Raw genomic sequence first — 22,806 nt, 5'->3', positions numbered from 1 at the left:
AATACTTTGAGTAGAAAATATCCTTTTTACAGACAATATGACAGAATGGACTGCGGCCCGACCTGCATACGAATGATCAGCAAGTTTTATGGCAAATCTTTCGATGGTGCTTATCTGAGAGAGCTTGCCAGTTTGCGAGGGGATGGAGCTACAATGGGAGGTTTGGTAGATGCCGCTGAAAATATTGGGTTCAGTACCTTAGTATTAACTTCGGATTATAAAACACTTGCTGAACAAATTCCATTACCTTGTATTGCGCACTGGCGGCAGCGACATTATGTTGTGGTTTACGAAGCAACAGCTACCAAAGTTGTTGTTGCCGATCCGGGGCATGGACTTATTACGTATTCCCAACAGGATTTTTTGAAAGGTTGGATTCCTGAAAAAAATGTTAATGAGGATTCGGAAGGAATTCTTTTACTGTTTGAAACTACACCTGCTTTCTTTTCTCAGGAGGGTAATCAGGTCTCTCCAAGATCAGTTAAAGGATTTTTAGCGCCGTATTTCAGGCCATACCAGCGACACATCTGGCAATTATTTTTAGGTCTTTTTCTGGCTAGTTTACTTCAGTTGGGATTACCTTTTCTTACGCAGGAGATTGTCGATACAGGTATAAATACCCGGAATCTAAATTTTGTAACACTTGTCCTGGTAGCGCAATTGGTTTTGTTTATATCGCAGTCGGGACTAAGTGTGATCCGGAACTGGATATTATTGCATGTAACAAGCCGGATAAATCTAAGGATGTTGTCTGATTTCCTAATGAAATTGATGAATCTTCCTATTTCATTTTTTGAATCAAAGTCAACCGGTGACATAATGCAGAGGATTCAGGATCATAACCGGGTACAGGCATTTTTGTCTGCAACTACTTTGGATGTTCTCTTTTCAACGGTTACATTAACTATCTTTGGCGCCATTCTTTATTATTTCAATCCTCAACTCTTTCTTGTATTCATTATTGGTTCTGTATTATACATGGGCTGGGTTCTGTTATTTATGAAGAAAAGGGCTAAAATTGATTACCAATATTTTGATCAGTCTTCCGGGAATCAAAGTAGTACGATTCAGTTGATAAACGGTATGCAGGAAATAAAACTGAACGGATCTGAAAAACGCAGACGCTGGGAGTGGGAAGCCATTCAGGCCCGCTTATTCAAGTTAAATATGGCAAGTTTGTCGTTGTCTCAATCGCAGAATGAAGGCGGCAGATTTATCAATGAGGTTAAAAATATTCTGATCAGCTATATCGCTGCCAGATCGGTCATCAATGGAGAGCTAACTTTGGGAGCAATGCTATCTGTACAATATATTATCGGACAAATGAATGTGCCTGTTAACAACTTCATCGCTTTTATCCGTAGCTATCAGGATGCGAAATTAAGTCTGGAACGTCTGGCCGAAATTCATAATAAAACCAATGAAGAAAATGCGGATGAATTGCTGATAAATGAATTGCCAGACGATAAAACAATCAAAGTATCCGGTTTGAATTTTCGTTACGGAAGCAGCACATCTCCACTGGTACTTAGCAATATCAACTTTGAAATTCCCCAGGGAAAGGTTACGGCCATTGTAGGTGCCAGCGGAAGCGGTAAGACTACCCTGCTTAAATTACTTTTGAAATATCACGACCTCGCGGATGGCAAAATTGAAATAGGAAACGGAAATCTTAAAAACCTAAGTTATAATTTCTGGCGGAAGCAGTGTGGCGTTGTGATGCAGGAAGGATATATTTTCGCTGACTCTGTGGGGCGAAACATCAGCGAATCAGACGAAAATGGAGGAATAAATCTTAAAAAACTTACTCATTCTGTTCATGTTGCCAACATTGGAGATTTTGTAGAGGAACTTCCAAACGGATATAATACCAGAATAGGATCCAGTGGAATGGGTATCAGCGGTGGACAGAAACAGCGTATCCTTATTGCAAGAGCCGTTTATAAAGATCCGGAATATATCTTTTTCGACGAGGCTACCAGTGCATTGGATGCTAATAACGAAGCCGTAATTATGCGGAATCTGGAAGAGTTTTTCAAAGGCAAAACGGTTGTAGTTGTTGCTCATAGACTAAGTACTGTAAAAAATGCAGATCAGATCATTGTATTAGATAAAGGAAGTATTATTGAAAAAGGTACGCATGTAGCACTGGTTCAAAGTAAAGGATATTATTATTATTTGGTAAAGAACCAATTAGAATTAGGGAATTAATGGAAGAAATTCAGGATGAAACAGACCTAAGAAGCGAAGCTGTTCGTGATTTTATGGACCGGCCTCCAAAATGGCTTATTCGATGGGGGATACTATCATTATGCCTGGTTCTGATAGTTGCTTTCGCTGTGAGCTGGTCTATTCATTACCCGACGATTGTTCGTGCTGATTTTAGACTTATTTCAAATAACCTGCCAAAGGCAGTAGTACTGAAAACGGATGGTCGTATTGAGGAATTATTTGTAAAAGAAAACCGGAAAGTGCATACAGGTGAAATTCTGGCTTTTGTGGAAAGCACATCCGGACATCATGAAATACTTGATCTCGAACAGGAATTGAATAAAATTAGGGACACGGTGAAAGACCGGAATTTTTCAAATCTTAGCTCCATAAAATTAAACAGGTATGAACATTTGGGAGAAGTTCAAAGTGCTTACCAAAATTTTCAGCAAATTTTCGTGCAGGTCAGGATGCTGTACAGCGACGGATTTTATGGTAAAAAACGCAGGTTGTTATTAAATGATATTCAACGTGCTGAAACAATGGATAAACGTTTGGAAGAGCAGCGTGATATTTATATACGGGATTCAGAATTGGCAGAAAAGGAGTATAAGGTCAATGAAAAACTCTATAAAAGCAAAGTAATAGCGGATCTTGATATATATAAAGAAGAAAGTAAAGCATTAGGCAAACGGCTTCCCATTAAAAATGTAGAGACTTCACGTATCAATAATGATAGTCAAAAGAGTGCCAAACTATCCGAGTTGCTGGAACTTGATCGCACAGTTCAAGAGCAGACTGAGAATTTTGGACAGGCGCTGAACACACTTCGCAGCGCTATTGAGTTGTGGAAATCCCGGTATTTACTGATAGCAGCTGAGGAGGGAAATGTCTTTTTCTCCACCATTTTACAGGAGAAACAATCTCTTAAAACAGGTGTGGAAGTTATGTATATTAGTAGCGGAATAAATCATTACCTTGGAGAAATTCGTATTCCGCAAATTAATTCTGGCAGGGTAAGTATTGGGCAACGCGTACTCATAAAATTCCAGGGTTACCCGTTTGAAGAATATGGTGCGGTGGAGGGAAATGTGACTTCCATAGCAAAGGTTCCGTCTCAGGATAACACCTATTTTTTAGCAACAGTCTCTTTACCTGATGGGCTTAAAACAAACTTTAATAAAACGTTGATTTACAAAACGGGTATGGCTGCGTCCGCAGAAATTGTTACAGAAGATCTACGGCTTAGTGAACGTTTATTTTACCAAATAAGAAAAATACTATTAACACATTAAATCACGGTTCATGAAAATAGTTTTTCTAATTTGTTTAATGCTGTTTGCCGGTAATATTTTGGGGCAGAATTTTATTACTCCCAAAGGAGAATATATGGACACAACACGAACTGTAAGCTCAAACTGTGCTCCGCCTTACGTTATATTTTATTATAATCTAAAAGGAAAATATCCGGTTTCATCTTCTGCCATACTGCGTGAATCCAGAGAATATTTGAAACAGAAAGGCCATACATATTCTGGTGATGGCTATATAACTTTTCGGTTTTTTATTGACTGCGAAGGTATTATGAGTCGTATTCAGGTACTTCAAACGGATGATAATTATAAGTCAACTCATTTTCAAAAAGAATTTGCGGATGATTTATATAGTTATTTGAAAACCATGAAGGAATGGAAGAAAAACCTGGAAATACAAACGCTGAAAAATGCCAATTACATTGCTTTTATCTCTTTCAAAATAAAAAATGGAGAAGTCGTTAATATTATTCCTTAGTATGTTGTTTGTTCCTGATTTAGGCTTTTCTCAATCAAAAATCGATTGCAGCTCAAAAGTTGCTCAGGATAGTTTATTGGAAGTATATTCTAAAAAGGCCTGGAAATTTGGGTATAATCATCCAGATTGGGAAGCAAGTTGGGACAGTCTCATTGCTATTTGTCCGAATATTGCAGAGGCCTATCAGGAAAAGGCCATTCCTTATTTGAAAAGTGGAGATTACGCCAAAACTTTCGAATTGGAAGATAAAGCAGTAGAGCTGGATCCAAAAAGATGGATTGCATACCGCGGCTTTCTTCACTGCATTTTTACAAAAAATTATTCAAAGGCATTAGCCGACTTTCAGCTTGCAGAGCAACTTGTCCCTAATGCAAGTGTGATGGACCATACCTATTCATTTTTTTGCGGTTTGTCTTTTCTGGAAACAGGAGAATTGGAGCAGGCGGAGAAAATGTTTCAGAAAGATATTGAACAACAAAAGAGTAGGGGAAAAGACAACGATATACATTTTAACTCTTTGCTCTATCTAGGTATTGTGCATCTGGAAATGAATGAATATATCGAGGCAGAACGGAATTTCAGGGATTGTTTGAATTATTATTCCCAAATGCCAGAGGCAAATTATTACCTGGCCCGCGTATTAAAGGCTACGGGAAATACAGATTCAGTTTTATATTTTGCTAAGGCAAAAGAATATTATGATCAGGGATATAGAATAAATGAGGATAATGAGGCTTATGTAAACTATCCAAGACAAATTTCCCTGATCGAAATAGAGCAGAAATAAATTCAGTGTCGGTTCAGTTGTTAAGATAAATTTCAGCCCATCTCAAATCCTCCGGTGTTGTGATCTTGATATTTTCATAAGATCCTTCTGTTAAATGAATTGGATAACCTTCAAATTCCAGAACGCTGGCGCAATCAGTAAATAAGGATTGATAAGGATTATTAAATGCTTTTTTCATCCAGTCAATCCGAAAAGTTTGAGGCGTTTGAATTAGCCGGAAAACGGAACGATCCATAGCGGAATTTTTTTCGGAATTTTCCACAATCCTGATGGAATCTTTTAGCGCTACACTTACTACCGCAGTACCAAATTGAGCCGCTTTTTGAAAGCTTTCTAAAATAATTTCTTTGCTGATTACCGGACGTACGCCATCATGAACCGCTACAATAGCATCTTCATTATCCATAATACTATCCAGACCATTTTTAACTGAATGAAATCTTGTTTCTCCACCTGCGATCAGCGAATAGGATTCAGTAAATAAAAACTCGGTACAAAGTTGGTTCCAATACGTAAAATGAGCTTCCGGTAGTACCAAAATTATCTTCAACTTATCAGAATAATTCCTAAATGCTTTCAGTGTATGCATAAGGACCGGTAATCCATTAACAGGAATAAACTGTTTCGGTCTATCACTTTTCATCCGGCTTCCTGAGCCACCCGCTACAATGATTACATATTCCTGCATAACAAAAAAGCTTTGGTATATTCAAAAAAATGTCATTTATCAACACAAAGCTGAGCTCAGATGTTAATAAATGACAAAACTATTTTTATTCATGCAAAGATCAGATGATCAGCATGGCATCTCCGTATGTGAAGAATTTATATTTTTCCTTGATCGCCATTTCATAAGCTTTCATTACCAGATCAAAACCTCCGAAAGCGCAAGCTGACATCAAAAGGATTGATTCAGGAAGCTGGAAGTTCGACAACATTGCGTTAGCAATCTTGAAATCATAAGGAGGAAAAACGAATTTATCCGTCCATCCTTCTACTGCTTTCAAATGTCCGCTTGCAGAAACTGACGATTCAATTGCTTTCAAAGATGTTGTTCCAATTGCGCAAACACGTTTTTTTCCATCCAAAGCAGCATTTACTATATCTGCACTAGATTGTGGAATACGGTAATTTTCAGAATCCGTTTTATGTTTTGTCAAATCCTCAACATCAACAGTACGGAATGTTCCAAGGCCAACGTGCAAAGTAACAGGAGCAAAGTTAATGCCTTTAATTTCAAGACGTTTCATCATTGCTTTTGTAAAGTGCAAACCAGCTGTTGGTGCCGCTACTGCACCGATATGTTCAGCGAAAATAGTTTGAAAACGTTCACGGTCAGCACTTTCTACTTTACGACGGGAAATGATTTCCGGAGGAAGCGGAGTTTCACCCAGCTGATCTACCAGTTTCATGAATTCGTCATTATCGCCGTCATATAAAAAACGGATTGTACGGCCGCGCGATGTAGTATTATCAATAACCTCAGCAACAAGATCACTGTCGCCAAAATATAATTTATTACCAACACGGATTTTACGTGCGGGATCAACCAAAACGTCCCAAAGACGCATTTCACGGTTTAATTCACGTAATAAAAATACTTCGATTTTAGCTCCTGTTTTTTCCTTTTGGCCATACAAACGGGCAGGAAAAACCTTTGTATCATTAATAGCCATTACATCTCCGTCACCAAAATAATTGATTAGATCAGGAAACATTTTGTGCTCTATTTCTCCTGTGGCACGGTTTACAACCATAAGGCGGGATTCGCCGCGGTCGGAAGGGTGAAGTGCAATCAGGCTTTGAGGGAGATCAAATTTAAATTCGGATAACTTCATAGCTTGTTAAATCGGTGAAAGTCGATAAGTCGTGAGACAAAAAGGGGCGGTCGAAAATTTTATTTTATACTGTATGACAATTACTGAGTTAACAATTACGCTGTATATATCTGGTCAATAATGATTTATCGTATAAAGAATAAAATTTTCAGTTGATACTTAAATTTTTTGGTAAAGTATTGGCGAAAATTCTTAATTTTTTATATACTCAAAAATTAAGAGTGCAAAAGTAATAATTTTTTTGCATGAATCCCAATAAAAATCTATTTTTTGCGATCACCCAAGTCGCTGTGTCTTCCATCTGGATTTTATGTTTGGTTTAGAATTGTCCTGAATGGATTCTTTTGGTTTTTCATTTTGAGTTAGATAAGCACTTAGTAAAGCGGCCAATTGTTTGAGATCCTGATTTTGTGGCGCCTGCAGCATTTCCGGACTGAAGTGCAGATTTACAAAATTGGTATCAAAACTGCCCGACCGGAAAACATCGTGGTTCATCACAAAGCGACAGAATGATAAAGTAGTCTGAACACCGGAAATATGATATTCGTCTATAGCGCGTATCATTTTTTCAATCGCCTCTTCACGATTTTGACCATAGGTGATCAATTTTGACAACATCGGATCGTAATAAATAGGAATTTCCATGCCCTGTTCAAAACCATCATCCACACGGACGCCGTTTCCTTGTGGCCGTACATAGGTTGTCAGTGTTCCAACATCAGGAAGAAAATTATTTGCAGGATCTTCCGCATAAACCCGAACCTCAATAGAATGACCTTTTATATGTAAATCTTCCTGATTAATCTTCAGTGCTTTTCCTTCTGCGATATAAATCATTTGTTTTACCAGATCAATTCCTGTTATCAGTTCAGTCACCGGATGTTCTACCTGAAGCCTGGTATTCATTTCCAGAAAATAAAAGTTTTTATTTTCATCCATAATAAATTCCACAGTCCCGGCTCCATAGTAACCGCACGATCTGGCTGCATCCACTGCACAGCGGCCCATTTCTTCCCGTATAGAAGGTGTGATAGAAATTGATGGCGCTTCTTCAATTACTTTCTGATGGCGGCGTTGAATCGAACATTCTCGCTCAAATAAATGAATGATGTTTCCATGCTGATCGCCCAGTACCTGAATTTCAATATGTTTAGGTGAAGTAATGTATTTTTCAATGAATACAGCCCCGTCACCAAAAGAAGAAATCGCTTCACTGACGGCACGGTCCATTTGTTCGTCAAATTCTGCTTCGTTTTCAACTACACGCATACCTTTCCCGCCTCCGCCTGCACTGGCTTTGATTAATACCGGATAGCCAATTTCGGCAGAAATGCGTTTTGCTTCTTCACGGTCCTCTATAGCGGATGCCGTACCCGGAACCATAGGTATATTATAATTTCCGGCGGCCTGTTTCGCTGCAAGTTTACTACCCATCACTTCAATGGATTCGGGAGAAGGTCCAATGAAAATTAGTCCTGCCTCACGGACTTTCTTTGCAAAAACAGCATTTTCGGATAGGAATCCATAACCGGGATGAATGGCGTCAACATTTAATTGGTGGCAAACTTCCAAAATTTTATCAACATTTAAATAAGATTCGGAAGAAGGTGCAGGGCCAATGCAAATTGCCTCATCTGCATAGCGTACATGTGGTGCTTTTCGGTCAGCTTCGCTAAAAACGGCGACGGTTTCAATATTCATTTCCCGCGCCGTACGTAGGATTCTCAGGGCAATTTCTCCCCTGTTGGCGACCAGTATTTTTTTGATTTCAGGCATGTAAACAGATCACAATGAGGACACAAGATATGTGAAATTATTTCAAAATTTAAAAGTACTATTTTTATATTTTGGGTAACTTACAATTCCTTGAATATTAGGTTTGTACTTAATGTATTGTATTTTTTTTTATTTTTGCATTTATCTAACATAAATTACAAGGTTGTTACCCACATAAATTACAAGAGAGTGGACATTTTTGAGAAACTGCACAATAATTCAGGCCCGATCGGAACGCCGGCTAAAATGCTGAATAGCCATCATTATTTTTCATTTCCAATGCTGGAAGGGGATCTGGGACCGAAGATGCGGTTTATGGGACGTGAGGTATTGAACTGGAGTCTGAACAATTATTTGGGACTGGCAAATCATCCGGAAGTACGTAAAGTTGACGCTGAAGCGGCGGCAAAGTGGGGATTGGCCTATCCGATGGGTGCGCGTATGATGTCGGGAAACTCGACGTTACACGAAGTATTTGAAAAAGAACTAGCCGAATTTGTAGGTAAAAAAGATGCTTTTTTATTGAATTACGGATATCAGGGTGTTATGTCAGCTATCGAATGTATCTGCGATCACCGCGATGTAATTGTTTATGATGCTGAATCACATGCCTGCCTGATTGACGGAATTCGTTTGCATAAAGCTAAAATGGGCCAGTATTACAAGTTTAACCATAATGATATGGCTAGTCTTGAAAAAAACCTGGTTCGTGCTACGAAAGCTGCCAATGAAAAAGGTGGTGGTGTTTTGGTGATTACCGAGGGAGTTTTCGGTATGTCCGGTAAGGTTGGAGATTTGAAGTCAATCGTTGCTTTAAAGAAAAAATATGAATTCCGTTTGCTTGTGGATGACGCACACGGATTTGGTACCATGGGTGAAACCGGTGCAGGCGTTGGCGAAATGATGGGCGTGCAGAAAGATGTGGATCTTTACTTCTCTACATTTGCAAAGTCTATGGCAGCTATTGGTGCGTTTATTGCGTCGGATGATCCGGAGATCATTATGTATCTGAAATATAACATGCGTTCCCAGACTTACGCCAAAGCTTTACCAATGCCTTATGTGGAAGGTTGCCGCAAGCGTCTTGAAATGATTAAGACAATGCCGGAGCTTCGTTCCAAATTGTGGGAAAATGTGGAAGCGATGCAAAATGGTTTGAGAAGCCGCGGATTTAATATTGGAGAAACAGAATCTCCTGTCACCCCGATTTTCTTACATAGTGAAGGCGGAGTTCCGGAAGTAACGCGTATGGTTCGTGACCTTCGTGAAAATATGGGTGTGTTTTGCTCGATCGTGGTATACCCGGTTGTACCAAAAGGACAAATTATGCTTCGTATCATTCCGACTGCTGCACATACGTTGGAAGATGTGGAATATACGCTTGATGCATTTACAACTTTGGCAGATAAATTGAAGAACAGAGTTTATCAGATTGAAGATGTTCAGGAGGTTACTGAATAGTTAAAATCGTGTCTCATCGTAGTAAAAGGACGTTTTTTTATTAAAACGTCCTTTTATTTTTAATATGTAACCGAAAAAAGTTATTAAGCGTAAGTAATTGAATTTCAATTGTTTGTATTCATTTTGAAAGTTAAATTGTATTATAGTGTTGTTTTTTTTTGTTTTTTGGGTTGCGGTAATGCTTTTAATTGTTAAATTTCGGGCAAAACATGCGTTTTTAGCGTGTTAGAGGCATTTTAACTAAAAACAACTAAAAAAATGGCAAGATTTGATGAAGTTAAGGATTTGATTATGTCGCTTGAAGGCGATTTTGATAAGTTTTACAATAAAGCAAACCAGGCAGCTGGTACTCGTGTACGTAAAGGTATGCAGGAGCTAAAGACTTTGGCGCAAGAAATTCGTTCAGAAGTACAGAACAAAAAGAACGAAGAAGGAGAATAAGATTTCAAGATAAATAGTAAAAAGAGCCGGGTTTGCAGAAATCCGGCTCTTTTGTGTTAAAATTTTTCCTGGTTAATCATCGTAGCAATTCCTCGGGTCACCACTTTTTTTGTATTGATGTCAACAATTTCGGTAGATATTTCCGCGATGTGTTTAACAGGATCAATTGATTTTATGGTAAACACCGCTTTATAGTCTGTTTCCACAAACATAGGCCTTAAATATTCCACAGTCTGTTTTAGGTAGATCGATCCGAATCCGGGAAATTCAGTTCCTAAAACTTTTGTAAAAACGGTAGTGCCTAACATTCCATGGATGATCGGCCGTTTAAAACTGGTTGTGGCTGCGTAATCTGCGTCCAGATGCAGCGGATTGTTATCGCCGGTCAGTTCTGCAAATTGTATAACCTGCTCCTGAGTGAAACGGAAAGCGTGATCAAAAGCGGAGCCAACAACAGGTTCTATATTCATAAGTTAACATTTAAAGTTTTTCGCAAAAATCGGTTAATTCAACGATTACTACAAATCGGGTCTTAGTAATAATGACGGATAATCACAAAATAAAGAAAGCTACCCTTTTGGAGTAGCTTTCTTTACAAACATATATAATTTTTAATCTTCGATATCTTCCGTTATGACAGCAACTTCGTCTGTCTCTAAAACTCCATCAACCGGTTTTGGAGCCCTTGCCTTGTTCCGCTTGTCTTTAAATTTCTTAACCTGCATTTTCAATGTATCAATCGCTAAATCAGTAGCCTCCTCAAATGTTGTCCCTTGCTCCCTTACGAACATTGTCCCGCCTGGTACATAAATTTTAACTTCAAGAAGTTTGGTATGTAATTTGGCGTTATCACTTTTATCCAATTTAAGAAACACTTCACCACTCGTAATCTTATCGTAAAACGTGTCGAGTTTATCCATTTTTTGTTGAATGAATGTCAACAGTTTAGGGTCAGCGTCGAAGTGAATTGCTTGCATTTGCAGTCTCATAAGCACTTAAAGTTTTATGGTAAAACATTACTTTCCAACCGGCCTTCAAATCATATTATTTATAAAAAACAGTCCGTATGCTATGTAAAATAAATGCGAACCGTTTTTTATTCTTCGTGATTTTGAAGACATACGGTATATTAAATAAAGGGAAAGATTACCGTAATGTCAAGCGAATGTTAAGGTTTTATTTAAAAACTTTTACAGGTACGAAATTAGCTGCTGAGCGTCAGGCTTCCTCCAGAAGTGACCGAAACGACACATATTGACCATTAAATTTTGCATGGTGCTTTTCAATAATTTCAGACTGATATTCCGTTTGGTAAGCAACGAAATCTTCCATAGTCCGGAAAATATACTGGTTCGTGTAGGTTGAACCTTCGTTCTCAATTTCTGTTAAAAGACGCAGTAATTTATTTTCAACAGGCAATCCGCTCGCCATAACGGCAGGGATGTAGTGTTCTTTCATATATTTAAGCCATTCTTTTTCGGCTTGGTGGCTAATATTTACAGTGATGTTAAACAGAATCATTAGGTGATATTTAATTTGAAATTTAAACCTGAACAAATATTATGCATTAAAAATTTACTGTGGACCATAAAGTATATCGATTTCGGTGCTCCTAATTGTTGTGATATGCTTGCCTGGCGACTACCTTTGCAGACTTACGATTTCACCATAACTTGTTTTATAACATATGAACGCTCTTATACGTGCCCATTCTGGCTTACGTTATGTTGTGCTTGGGCTATTAATTGCCGCAGTTGCCATTGCATATTCCAATTGGCAAAATAATAAACAAGGCGACAGCAAAATTTATTTGTTCGCATTAATCGCTACACATACCCAGCTTTTGATTGGGTTGGTACTTTATACTATGAGTCCATATGTGAATTTCGGACAGATCAGCGATAAAGTAATTCGCTTTTATTCTATTGAACACGTTTTCATGATGGTAATCGCGATTATCCTGATAACAGTAGGACGCGTTCGCTCGAAGAAACTTGTTGGGGCAGCTAAACACCGTACCGTTTTGTATTTCTACGGAATGGCGTTGATTATCATTCTGGCCGCTATTCCATGGCCTTTCCGAAATCTGGGTGCAGGCTGGTTCTGATTTGGCTTTTGGCTATTAGCGTTTAGCTGTTGGCTTTTTGGCCCGCAGATAATTGCTAATAGCCAAATTTTTTTGTGGTAATTTCTGGTAGTAAAAAAAGACTCACAAATAGTGAACTCCTATTAAGCAAAAGCGTACTGATGGGCCGCAGCTAAAAGCCAACACCTAATAGCTACTCACCCTCCAAACAAATCGCTTGAAAGATATCTGTCTCCGCGGTCGCAGATTATAGATACAATAATACCTGAATCCAGTGTCTTGGCAAGTTCCACAGCAGCCCAGGCAGCGCCGCCGCTACTCATTCCTGCAAAAACAGCTTCTTCATTGGCAAGACGGCGCGTCATAAGTACGGCATCATGCTGAGTCACTTCAATAACCTGATCAACGCGGTCTTTTTCGAAAATTTTTGGAAGATATTCTACCGGCCATTTTCTGATTCCAGGGATGCTGGATCCATCGGTTGGCTGGCAGCCTACAATTTGTATATTTTTATTTTGTTCCTTCAAATAACGGGAAACACCCATAATAGTACCTGTTGTGCCCATTGAAGAAACAAAATGTGTTATTTGCTGATCTGTATCGCGGAATATTTCTGGCCCGGTTGTGTTATAATGCGCTTTCCAGTTATCAGGATTAGCGAATTGATTGAGCATCAAATATTCCCCTGTTTCGGCTTTTTCCTCGGCATAATCCCTGGAAATTTCCATGGTATCTAGCAGCGTAACTTTTGCACCAAAAGCTTCCATGGTCAAAACGCGCTCACGGGTAGAATTCTGAGGCATTACCAGTTCAATTTCAATATCAAATAATCTGGCAATCATGGCAAGCGCAATACCTGTGTTACCGCTGGTAGCTTCAATTAATTTGGTACCTGGTTTTATTTCGCGCCGGTCCATTGCACCCTTAATCATGCTGTAAGCTGCGCGATCTTTTACGCTCCCTCCGGGATTATTTCCTTCAAGCTTACCGTAAAGTTTTACGTTTGGATTTGGATTAATGCGGTTTAATTCAACTAATGGGGTATTTCCTACTAAATCAAGAAGTGTAGACATGGGAAAATAAAAAAATATGATGTTAAATTACGGTGTCATTTTTTTTAAGAACAACATCGTACATCACTAATCCGGTTCATTAGAGACCGGTTATTAGAAACGAAGGAAAAATAATTATTATCAACAACCATATTTGTCTTATAGACTTGATTGACTGCAAATATAGTATTTTATTGGTATGTAGGGTTTGTAAAAAATCCCAAAGTAGTAATAAGATATTGTGGTATAGAAGAAGAATGTGTACCGCCAGGTACTGGAACAAGTACCACATCTGCGGCACCGAGCTTATTCATTGCAGTTACAGCATTTACTGAATTAAAATAGAAAACTAACGGATCTGCGGTACCATGAATTAATCGGGTTGGAGTTTTAGGTTTCCAGTTATACACATCATTGTCGCCAATAGCTGTAATAAAGCCTGTATCCCTTCCTGTGTTTACCGCTGTTTTGAAAGAATCATTTAGTATCGTGTTGAAGCTGACATTAATCGGATTTGCAATTCCTAGTTGCTCAATTTGTGCTGCATATGGATCTTTAAAATAATATGTTTTTGGCTTGTTAAGTTTATAAATCCTGTCATAGGTAAGCATTACCCATAAGTACAGAGAATTATAGGAAGCAACCGTATTTACGGAACTGTTAATCACATATTTCATAAAAGCAGTTTTGTCATAGGCACCGGCGCCGCAGCTTGATGCTTTCAGATTAAATTCGGAAGAGGCTTCTTCCTCGATTTTTTTCTGCAAACACATCGTCGCATAACCGCCTTCTGAATATCCTGCTATATATAGTTTTTCATTCCATTTTACTTCAGTCTGTTGTTTCAGTAATTCTTTGGCTGCACGTAACATATCTAGTGCCGAAGAGGCCAGGCTGGCGCGATGTTCGTATGGATGAGGTAAATCTTTTGAAGCTCCGTAGCCAATATAATCCGGATAGACTATGATATAACCTATTGATGCGAATAGTGATCCAAATGAATCAGCCTCTGAGCCGGGTTGAAAATTGGAAGGCGCAGCTGCATCAGAAGTTATAGTCCCGTGCTGAACGCTAATCATGGATAGTGATTCAGAAGTAACTGGTATTATTACCGCACCTGATGCAGTAATTTCAGCTCCATCAGTATTTTTTGTTTTGTAAGTTATTTTATATGCTTTGACAGCATTTTTAGCCAATGCACCAACATATAATGATACAGACGCATCTATCGCTGAGGCGGATTTTACAATATCCTCTTTTGAAACGTCCCTAATAAAAGTACTTGATACCAGATATTGGTTTGCTTCAGGCGTAACGTCCTTATCATCATCATTGCTACAAGCAGTGAAAAATAATAAAATCCAAATGAGAAGTAACCAGCTTTTATGGAAATGGATAGTAGAAGTGTTCTTTTGCATATCGTTGAAAGGAATAAGTCAGTGTTTCGTAAGAGATAACGAACACTGACTTATTTTTGATAAATATAATCCGATTTTCTGATAATTATATTTTTGTCATGTACCAACTTATCATACGGGCAGAGGCATCCGGGCGTTCAATCATGCCCATGTGCCCAGCTTCCGCAAGGATAAAGGGATAACTTTGTTTCGGATAATCCGATAAACTGATACAGCTTTCGAATGGGATAAGTTTGTCCTGCATACCTATAATAAACAAAACCGGAAATGGCATGGCAGCCAAAACAGCTGTTCTGTCCTTCCTGTCGCGCATCGCGTTGATTCCGGTAATGAGAGCTTCGGTAGGTATTTTTCCAAAACGGGCGATATGTTCTTTGAGCTTATCCGGATAGAGTTCTTTAAAACGATCACCGTACAAATTGCCAGCCGTATTTTTAACAAACATTTCAGTGCCGTAATTACGGAGTAATTCTATTGTTTGGTTGCGCTGATGTTTTTTTGATTCATCATCCTCGTAAGCAGTAGAATGAAACAGACCAAAACCTTCCAGCATATCCGGATATTTCTCAGCAAAAGCAAGTGCTATATATCCCCCCATAGAATGCCCGATTAAGGTGCATTTTTCTATTACAGCATTGGTTAGGAAGCGGTGAAGCTCGTCAGCGTATTCTTCGACGGTTTTACAAAAAGTGAAGAGAGAAAGATTTGGTCTGACAACGGTGTAATATTCGTTTAATAATGCATCAACACTATCCCAAATGGAGTCGTCTACCCCGTGACCATGCAATAATACCAGTGTTTTTCTGTGTAGATTCATAGTTACTTATATTCAACGTTTGAGTTATTCTTTTGTTAAATATAAGTAATCCATTTCCAAAATTCAGTTTTTGGTGTGAATTGATTGTTAAATGTGAGGGGATAGGGGAGATTAATGAGAATCAGTTACAACGTTTTTTTTATAAAATGAACGCATTTATTCAAGTAAAAATCTTGTTTTACAAAGATTACAATCTGATCAATGCAATTATCTCTTGAACAACCTCTTGATATTTTGTTGTTGAAATTCTACCAACTGAATAGAGAATTAATTTTTTATCTGCTGTAAAAAGTCGATTAGGTCGAACATTTGAAGAAACCTCAAGTGATCCACTTAGCATATCTGAACTTTCCAGAGATTTGGCGTAATCATCCTTAAGAGTTTTACTTGTGATTTGGCAAAGGATAATGTCATCTCCGCGGAGATTAGCTAAAACCAGAGCCGGACGACGTTTTGAGGATGTTAAATCAGAAAATGGGAATGGTATTACGACAATTTCTCCTTTTACAAATGTTGCCATGCTTGATCTTCTTCTTGATTAAGCCAGTCTTGTTCTAGAATCTTTTGACTGGCTAAGTGTGTGTGTGTTGAATCGCAGTCTAGTTCATCTTTGTTTAAAATATCAACTAATATTTTTTTTTCTGACTTTGGTAGTTGTTTCACAATGTTAGCAACCTGTTGAAAAGTCAGGGGTAAATTGAAATTTTGCGCTTCCATGATTTCTGTCAATTAATCCTAATAGTATGATCTTTAATCAATAAAACCAAATGCTAGCCTCATTTGTTCAACTTCGCAATTTCTTCTTCCCTCAAAACTCTTCTCAAAATTTTACCAACATTTGTCTTTGGTAATTCTGTTCTGAATTCAATTTTTTTCGGGCATTTGTAGGCTGTCAGATTTTCTTTACAAAATGCTCTTATCTTTTCTTCTGTAAGTTCGGTGTCTTTTTTTACAACAAATAGTTTTACAAGTTCACCTGATTTTTCATCCGGAATTCCGACACAGGCCACTTCCAAAACTCCCGGACATTGTGAGACTACATCTTCTACTTCATTAGGATAAACGTTAAATCCTGAAACCAGGATCATATCTTTTTTCCGGTCAACAATTTTAAAATATCCGTCGGCATCCTCATAGCCAAGATCACCCGTTCTAAACCACCGTTTTCCATCCTTTTCAAAAATCACCTGAACAGTTTCGTCGGGCCGGTTAAAATACCCCAGCATTACCTGTGGGCCAAAAGCGCAAATTTCACCAACTTCACCCGTATCGGCCCACTCGTCATTTTCCCTGATTATGGCCATGGCTGTACTTGGCCAGGGAATTCCAATTGTGCCGATTCTGTTTTCACCAATTAATAAATTCGATGACAAAACGGGTGATGTTTCCGAAAGGCCGTAACCCTCACATGCCAGACAACCTGTCGCAGCCAGCCATCTTTCTGCAACAATTTTTTGCAAAGCCATTCCACCGGCCGTGGTTGCCTTTAACTGGCTAAAATCAATTTCCGCAAAACGTGGGTTATTCATAAGTCCGTTGAACATGGTATTAACGCCTGTAAATACATTAATTCTGTATTTTTTCAAGTCGTCAATAAAAGCATTCATATCCCGGGGATTGGTGATCAAGATATTTAATGCACCAATTTTAATTCCGGTCAGCGCATTTACGGTCAATGCATAAACGTGGTAAAGTGGGAGTGCTGCAACAAAAATTGGAATTTCCATTTCACCCATCACGGGTGTAAGCCAGGCATTGTTTGCTTCAACATTCGCAATTAAATTCCGGTGTGTCAACATTGCACCCTTTGAAACCCCTGTTGTTCCACCCGTATATTGAATGAAAGCTACATCGATATTTGAAACGGATGGTTTTGTATAAGTAAGTCCGGAACCTAGCGAAAGCGCTTCACTAAAAGAAACGGCACCTTGAATCTTATATGCAGGAACCATTTTCTTTACATATTTCACAACTGCGTTCACGATCAGCTTTTTAGGGAAACCCAGCATATCGCCTATTTCAGTAATGATTACATGTTTGATGTCGGTATTAGCAACAATTTTTTCAAGATGGGCTGCAAAGTTCGCCAGGATAACAATCGCCTTAACACCTGAGTCCTTAAACTGATGCTGCATTTCACGAGGTGTGTACAGAGGATTGGTATTTACGATTATCAAACCTGCCCGTAAGGCACCAAACATCGCCACCGGATATTGTAGCAGATTCGGCATTTGGATTGCAATTCGGTCACCCTTTCTTAATCCCAGATTTTCCAGATATGCCGCGAAATTTCTTGAAAGTTCGTCCAGTTTGCCAAAGGTTAACTCTTTGCCCATATTAGCAAAAGCGGACCTGTCTTTATATAACCGGAAACCAGTATCCATTAATTCGATAAGTGACGAATAGGCATCAGGATTTATCTCGTAAGGAACGCCTTCGGTATAGTATTTCAGCCAGGGATAAGTTTCTTTTGACACGGCAATCATAAGTTCAAATCAAATATGAATTTAATTTCTTTCAGGATTTAAGTTAATCAATTGAGACAAATAATTATTGAAGTAGTCCAATTTAATTTGCCGCATACTTATAACTTCAATTAAGGGATGAAATACTATTCTGAGAATGAATTATTTATCTTTTGGAAAGTTCCCAGCGCCAAAGCAGGCCTTCTTCCGGATCGGTCACATTGTCGTCGGTTCTTTGGAAACCAAGTTTTTCAAGAATATGTACCGATGCATTTTCTTCTGCTATGGTATGTGCCAAAACTTTCAGTACACCACTTTGTTTAAAAGCGTGTTCTACCAGTGCTTTTGCAGTTTCATATCCAAGTCCCATGGATCGGTGTGTGGTCGCTATCTCATAACCGATTTCTACTACCCCGTTTGAATCCGGTTCGCCTTTGTAGCCGCAGGATCCGATCAGCATATTCCCGGGTTTGTAAACTATAAGATAAACCCACCATTCGCGAAGCGGAGGGTGGGCTTTCCAACGATGATAAGACGGTGTAAAAGTGTCACGGAATTCCGTCCACTTTTTTGGTACGTTGACACCCATCACGCGGCCAAGGACATTGTTGCCCATACGGATCGCGTCAAAAAGTGTATCATCACAAACAATAATATCTAAACGGGGACTTTGAAGAATCATCTTTAAGTTAAATAGTCAATCAAAATCCCAATTTACGAAAATCACTCTGAATTGTTTTCATCGAATCGATCCGTGATTGCTTTACGAATAGCCTGATGAGGGCGCATACCAGAATTTTTGGATCGGGTCACAGCGCGGTCGGAGGCATTGGACCGGGCACGTAAGGCCAGATTTGATACGGTCATATGGCCTGTTCGCCAATGTTCATATTCTTCCTCGCTCATGATATCACGCGTAACTTGTCCATGTGCATAACCGTCTCCAAACGACTGGATGCGACTATCGGTTAATGCAAGCTTACGTTCTTCTTCAAGATTTTCAATTTCAATACGGATTGTAGCTTCTTCCTGTTTCAATTCTTCCCAGGTTGGGAGCACCGCAATATCATTTTCAAGAATACTTTTCTGGGCGAGTTGTTCTGAAATTGTGCCTTGCAATTCGTCCAGCTGATTCGCAATTTTTTTCTTACGTCGTCTTAATTTCCACAATTTTGGATCAATTTGAAGCCACCGCATCCAAAATCCTTGTAAAACGGGCAGAGCCATTCCCAGCGAAACCGCACCGGCAATTGCGAACAAAACGCCACTCAAAACAAAAGACATTAATGCCCACGGACTGTTAACCAGATCAAGATTCAGCTGATCAGAATTTTTTAAAGCCTGCTCAATTTTGTTTGTTAACTCCGGACTGTTAATCGGTGCGCCAGTCAAAGGATCAACCGCATTTAACTGCAAACCTTTAACTGATTTATTAATCGCTTCTTTTAATTTATCGGTACGGTAAGCTTCATACCGAAACCAGCCCAAAACGATCAAGGTCACAATGGCGAAAATGGATAAGATCAGTTTGAAACGAGCGTAATTTGATTTTGCTTTTGGCGAATCATCTTTCTGATAAGGTTCTTCCACCAAACGATCATATGCCGGTTTTAGTAAAACGGATAACATCGCTAGACCAATTGCAAAAGCCCATGCTTCATTCGGGTTACGAATGTTCAGTGCGTAGGCAACAATTTCGTGGGAAATAATAAGGTCACCTGCGATGAAAGAAATACCAGCGGCCAGAAATATCAAACCTGCAATCAGAGAATAATACGGAGCGGAACTAACTCTTTTTTCTTTAAGGTTTTCGGATTGGGTATCAATGTCAGAAATAGAGGAATCCAGATCTTTCATCTTTTTGGCAGTCTGGTTTACACCCATTAACTGCTCCTGAAGTTTGTCAAAAGATTGCTTATGTGTTTGAACTGTTTCTTGCCTTTTATTTTTAACAGAATGCAGTTCTGATCTTTTTTGATTCAGACGATCCAGAACCCAGTCGTGACTGACGTTGCTCGACAAGTAGGCTTCATAAACCTGGCGGTCCAATCCTTCAAGGCCACTGCTGTAACCATGCTGGTAATCGCTGTTTTGATTAGGCTGTTGCTCATCCATAACTTTGAATATTTAGTAAGAATTAGAGATTGGTGCGAAAATATCATTCCGCGCCTTTTCTGATGTCTTGTAATTGCTTGTTGGTCAATTGATTTTTCATACGTCGGGCCAAAGAAAACTCACTTTCAAAAAGTTTGATCAGCATGTCACGTTTGGCGTAAATCCGGTCGCGTTCGGTCTCTGACTGACCTTGTTCGCGTAAAATCTGCCATTTTTTTACACGCAATTCATCCACTTCCTGTTGTAAAGACTGGATTTCACTTTCCCAGTTTTGGGTGTTATTTAAAGTTTCCAGGTGGTCACGCCGAATACCGGACAAAGCGTGCAAATCATTTCTCAAAATGGTTACGTTACTAAGAAAAAGTTTTCCGGCAAAAAGGAAAAGAAAGAAGACAAAAACGAAAAGTGCAATACCCTGGAAGATTCCCTGATAAGGTAAAACATTAGCAAAAACGAATAATGCTGCTGCGAACGGTAATCCTGTTTCTTCCAAAAGCGAACGCCATGAAACTTTTGATTCCGTATCGTGAAACATAGAGATACGACCAAAAAGACTAAACATTCCAGCCAGAAAAACGCCAAGTGCAATCCATGAACTTTCTGCAAAAGCAGGTTTCAAAGATTCCTTGATCAGGAAAAAATTCCCGATACACATCGCTACCGAAAGTGTTAAACCTATTAAGGTTCTTGGCAAATGATGCTCGCCTCCGGATTTTGTCACGACCAGATTCTTTAACTTGTTTTCAAGTTCTTCAATCCGGTTGCTCTTCTGTCCGATAAACAGATTTTGCTCCTGAATACGCTCATTATGCTGCTCAATACTGCTCAAATGTGAGGCAGCAAGGTGCGAAAAGTATTTATGGATTATATCCGTTTTTTCGGTTGGATCCGATTCTGACAAGCCGAACAAAATACCTTCATCGCGCAGCGTATCTTCGTCTTCCAGCCAATAGGGAATTACGACTTCTGTTCTGACGGGTGTTACCGGATTTTGTTCAGGTTGAGGAGAATTATTATTTGCTGTCACCTTACTGACAGAAGTATTCAAAGGATTTTGAGGCATGGTATCTTTGAGGCTCAATGGAGCTTCGGTAGGTGATTCGGGTTCGTTATCATAAAAATATTCTTCGTCATCCTTCGAAGAACGGAACCAGTTTGAAATACGCTCAGTGAATTTAGCCATCGTTAGTCATGGTTTAGCTCGCAAGTATCCATCAAAACTGAGAAATCGGCAATATTATTGTGATGACCGGTTGTTTTTATAAGTAAATAGCTCAGAATTAAGTCTTTGGAAACATCTGTTTCAGGGCAGTCCAGAGTTTCTTTTTCAAAGCGACATCCGCTTCAATAACGGCCAGCGGATCGGTCAGGAGAAACCAGATTCCTTCAACCTGTTTGGGCGTATAAGGTGGAAGAAGCAGATCGAGCCGAAGTTTAATGAGCGGAACGCCAAAAGTAATGAAGTAATTAACGCGCTTTTCGGCAAACACATTTCGGGCATCCTGGCCTGGTAAAAAACTGAAATTAAGAATGTCGGCATTTTCGGAAGATTGCCCTACGGCTTTTAAAATATTGTCCAGAAACAGAGCTTCTGAAACCAGCATGTCTTTTTGTTTTGGCTCGTCAATTAATATTAAAACTTTGTGGTTAAGCACTGGAAACTGAACCGTTGGAACAATTGGTCTAACAGGTTCAATAACGGTTTTTACAACAGGTTGAGGTATAACTTCCGGAGCAGGTGGAGCTACCGGCGTTTCAATTTTAGCGGGAATTATTTCGGAGATTATTTCTTTTTCTTGCACTGGAACGATCAACTCTTCCTGTAACTGGAATAGTGTTTCGTTTTGATATAAAATTTGAAAAAGTGCTGCTGAACTCATTTCCTGCTATAATTATTGGATACTCCAGATACCCAGTTTTTTCTTTTGTGCATCTATTTCAAGGTTGGCATATTCAACGCTGTTTGAATATTTTTTGAAGTGAATCGCCAATCCTTTTTTAACTAATTCTTTATTTAATACCGATCCGTTTGGTAAAACAACCTCACCTAAAAGACGGCCGTACCGGTCAAATTCTCCGGTATGTTTTATCGTTACAATCTTACGAAAACAACGTTCGGAAGTATATTGTTTTGCTATTTTATAAAATGGTTTTCCTCTTTCAGGAGAATTGATATGCAAAAAACGAATTCTTATTGGTTTGCCCTGGCGAAAACCTGCTTTCTTTCCATCAAAGATAAATTTCAGTTCAATCGTGTCACCGTCCTGAATTCCTATAACTTCGGCTTTTAATGGATTTGGTAAACTACTGGATTTTGGAATATCCTGTTTTTCTCTTTCTGTCAGATATTCTTTTTTTTGAAAAGATAATAAGCCAGGTAATAAAAGGATGGCAATCAGGTAATGTATTAGTACTCGGGATGTTGTTACTTTAAGGAAGCGCACGCGTAAAAAATAGAATAAGTTGAAAGGTTAAAGGTAAGCAATACTTTGTGATCGGGGAGCTTATGTTATTTGTTTTATATTTGAATAAATCAATTGAAACCTAA

The 22,806-nt window shown here is 38.9% G+C and carries 24 protein-coding genes; 7 read left to right on the top strand and 17 right to left on the bottom strand.

Annotated elements, in window-relative coordinates; translation table 11 throughout:
- Positions 1-6 precede the first annotated feature (6 nt).
- Genes FZF08_RS20825 through FZF08_RS20810 form a run of 4 tightly spaced genes read left to right on the top strand, consistent with a single transcriptional unit; the run spans position 7 to position 4,789 of the window.
- On the top strand, positions 7-2,211 hold the full coding sequence (locus FZF08_RS20825; RefSeq protein ID WP_159472664.1) for a peptidase domain-containing ABC transporter: 2,205 nt from the start codon (positions 7-9) through the stop codon (positions 2,209-2,211).
- Complete coding sequence (locus FZF08_RS20820) at positions 2,211-3,506, top strand: HlyD family efflux transporter periplasmic adaptor subunit (protein ID WP_159472661.1); 1,296 nt, start codon at positions 2,211-2,213, stop codon at positions 3,504-3,506. The genes FZF08_RS20825 and FZF08_RS20820 overlap by 1 nt, the downstream gene beginning before the upstream one ends.
- A gap of 10 nt (positions 3,507-3,516) precedes the next feature.
- The gene (locus FZF08_RS20815) at positions 3,517-4,002 is read left to right on the top strand and encodes a hypothetical protein (protein ID WP_159472658.1); all 486 of its coding nucleotides are present in this window, start codon (positions 3,517-3,519) and stop codon (positions 4,000-4,002) included.
- Positions 3,974-4,789 carry a tetratricopeptide repeat protein gene (locus tag FZF08_RS20810; protein WP_159472655.1) on the top strand — a complete coding sequence of 272 codons (816 nt, stop codon included), beginning with the start codon at positions 3,974-3,976 and terminating at the stop codon, positions 4,787-4,789. The genes FZF08_RS20815 and FZF08_RS20810 overlap by 29 nt, the downstream gene beginning before the upstream one ends.
- A gap of 13 nt (positions 4,790-4,802) precedes the next feature.
- Here the strand turns inward: FZF08_RS20810 and FZF08_RS20805 are convergent, their stop codons facing one another.
- The 3 genes from FZF08_RS20805 to accC all read right to left on the bottom strand — a co-directional run bounded on the left by FZF08_RS20805 (position 4,803) and on the right by accC (position 8,403).
- Complete coding sequence (locus FZF08_RS20805) at positions 4,803-5,477, bottom strand: 2-C-methyl-D-erythritol 4-phosphate cytidylyltransferase (RefSeq protein WP_159472652.1); 675 nt, start codon at positions 5,475-5,477, stop codon at positions 4,803-4,805.
- Between the two features lie 100 nt (positions 5,478-5,577).
- Entirely contained in the window at positions 5,578-6,627 is a 1,050-nt protein-coding gene (gene queA, locus FZF08_RS20800; protein ID WP_159472649.1) for a tRNA preQ1(34) S-adenosylmethionine ribosyltransferase-isomerase QueA, read from the bottom strand.
- 276 nt (positions 6,628-6,903) lie between these two features.
- Positions 6,904-8,403 (bottom strand): acetyl-CoA carboxylase biotin carboxylase subunit, encoded by a 1,500-nt coding sequence (accC, locus tag FZF08_RS20795; protein WP_159472646.1) that lies wholly within the window; start codon positions 8,401-8,403, stop codon positions 6,904-6,906.
- Between the two features lie 189 nt (positions 8,404-8,592).
- Between accC and FZF08_RS20790 the strand changes: the two genes are divergently transcribed.
- Together FZF08_RS20790 and FZF08_RS20785 are read left to right on the top strand one after the other, a co-directional pair.
- A complete protein-coding gene (locus FZF08_RS20790; protein WP_159472643.1) occupies positions 8,593-9,864 on the top strand; it encodes an aminotransferase class I/II-fold pyridoxal phosphate-dependent enzyme in 1,272 nt (423 codons plus the stop codon).
- Between the two features lie 258 nt (positions 9,865-10,122).
- Positions 10,123-10,305: a histone H1 gene (locus FZF08_RS20785; RefSeq protein WP_159472640.1), complete on the top strand. Its 183-nt coding sequence runs from the start codon at positions 10,123-10,125 to the stop codon at positions 10,303-10,305.
- 56 nt (positions 10,306-10,361) lie between these two features.
- Here the strand turns inward: FZF08_RS20785 and FZF08_RS20780 are convergent, their stop codons facing one another.
- The 3 genes from FZF08_RS20780 to FZF08_RS20770 all read right to left on the bottom strand — a co-directional run bounded on the left by FZF08_RS20780 (position 10,362) and on the right by FZF08_RS20770 (position 11,826).
- Positions 10,362-10,775, bottom strand: coding sequence for a MaoC family dehydratase (locus FZF08_RS20780; RefSeq protein ID WP_159472637.1), 414 nt, complete (start codon positions 10,773-10,775; stop codon positions 10,362-10,364).
- 141 nt (positions 10,776-10,916) lie between these two features.
- Positions 10,917-11,282 (bottom strand): HPF/RaiA family ribosome-associated protein, encoded by a 366-nt coding sequence (locus FZF08_RS20775; RefSeq protein ID WP_255463659.1) that lies wholly within the window; start codon positions 11,280-11,282, stop codon positions 10,917-10,919.
- A 241-nt stretch (positions 11,283-11,523) separates the two neighbouring features.
- The gene (locus tag FZF08_RS20770; RefSeq protein ID WP_159472632.1) at positions 11,524-11,826 is read right to left on the bottom strand and encodes a DUF4286 family protein; all 303 of its coding nucleotides are present in this window, start codon (positions 11,824-11,826) and stop codon (positions 11,524-11,526) included.
- A gap of 166 nt (positions 11,827-11,992) precedes the next feature.
- Here FZF08_RS20770 and FZF08_RS20765 point away from each other — a divergent pair, with 166 nt between their 5' ends.
- The gene (locus FZF08_RS20765; RefSeq protein WP_159472629.1) at positions 11,993-12,412 is read left to right on the top strand and encodes a cytochrome B; all 420 of its coding nucleotides are present in this window, start codon (positions 11,993-11,995) and stop codon (positions 12,410-12,412) included.
- A gap of 176 nt (positions 12,413-12,588) precedes the next feature.
- Here FZF08_RS20765 and cysM read toward each other — a convergent pair whose 3' ends face one another.
- The 11 genes from cysM to FZF08_RS20710 form a co-directional block, all read right to left on the bottom strand.
- Positions 12,589-13,464, bottom strand: a complete 876-nt coding sequence (cysM, locus tag FZF08_RS20760; RefSeq protein ID WP_159472626.1) for a cysteine synthase CysM — start codon at positions 13,462-13,464, stop codon at positions 12,589-12,591.
- A gap of 170 nt (positions 13,465-13,634) precedes the next feature.
- Entirely contained in the window at positions 13,635-14,861 is a 1,227-nt protein-coding gene (locus tag FZF08_RS20755; RefSeq protein ID WP_159472623.1) for a S9 family peptidase, read from the bottom strand.
- Between the two features lie 85 nt (positions 14,862-14,946).
- Positions 14,947-15,678, bottom strand: a complete 732-nt coding sequence (locus FZF08_RS20750) for an alpha/beta fold hydrolase (protein WP_229216620.1) — start codon at positions 15,676-15,678, stop codon at positions 14,947-14,949.
- Positions 15,679-15,865: 187 nt separating this feature from the next.
- The gene (locus FZF08_RS20745; protein ID WP_159472620.1) at positions 15,866-16,198 is read right to left on the bottom strand and encodes a type II toxin-antitoxin system PemK/MazF family toxin; all 333 of its coding nucleotides are present in this window, start codon (positions 16,196-16,198) and stop codon (positions 15,866-15,868) included.
- Positions 16,183-16,395, bottom strand: coding sequence for a hypothetical protein (locus tag FZF08_RS20740; protein ID WP_159472616.1), 213 nt, complete (start codon positions 16,393-16,395; stop codon positions 16,183-16,185). The genes FZF08_RS20745 and FZF08_RS20740 overlap by 16 nt, the downstream gene beginning before the upstream one ends.
- 59 nt (positions 16,396-16,454) lie before the next feature.
- On the bottom strand, positions 16,455-18,164 hold the full coding sequence (locus tag FZF08_RS20735) for an AMP-binding protein (RefSeq protein ID WP_159472613.1): 1,710 nt from the start codon (positions 18,162-18,164) through the stop codon (positions 16,455-16,457).
- A 145-nt stretch (positions 18,165-18,309) separates the two neighbouring features.
- Positions 18,310-18,825 carry a GNAT family N-acetyltransferase gene (locus tag FZF08_RS20730; RefSeq protein ID WP_159472610.1) on the bottom strand — a complete coding sequence of 172 codons (516 nt, stop codon included), beginning with the start codon at positions 18,823-18,825 and terminating at the stop codon, positions 18,310-18,312.
- A 41-nt stretch (positions 18,826-18,866) separates the two neighbouring features.
- Positions 18,867-20,258: a hypothetical protein gene (locus FZF08_RS20725; protein ID WP_159472607.1), complete on the bottom strand. Its 1,392-nt coding sequence runs from the start codon at positions 20,256-20,258 to the stop codon at positions 18,867-18,869.
- Positions 20,259-20,301: 43 nt separating this feature from the next.
- The gene (locus FZF08_RS20720) at positions 20,302-21,441 is read right to left on the bottom strand and encodes a hypothetical protein (protein ID WP_159472604.1); all 1,140 of its coding nucleotides are present in this window, start codon (positions 21,439-21,441) and stop codon (positions 20,302-20,304) included.
- A gap of 97 nt (positions 21,442-21,538) precedes the next feature.
- Entirely contained in the window at positions 21,539-22,138 is a 600-nt protein-coding gene (locus tag FZF08_RS20715; RefSeq protein WP_159472601.1) for a hypothetical protein, read from the bottom strand.
- A gap of 12 nt (positions 22,139-22,150) precedes the next feature.
- On the bottom strand, positions 22,151-22,702 hold the full coding sequence (locus FZF08_RS20710) for a thermonuclease family protein (RefSeq protein ID WP_229216619.1): 552 nt from the start codon (positions 22,700-22,702) through the stop codon (positions 22,151-22,153).
- Between the last annotated feature and the right edge of the window lie 104 nt (positions 22,703-22,806).

The organism is Dyadobacter sp. 3J3 (assembly GCF_009801115.1).
GTDB lineage: Bacteria > Bacteroidota > Bacteroidia > Cytophagales > Spirosomataceae > Dyadobacter.
The sequence above is the reverse complement of the archived record's forward strand: the minus strand, read 5'-3'. Positions and strand labels throughout refer to the sequence as shown.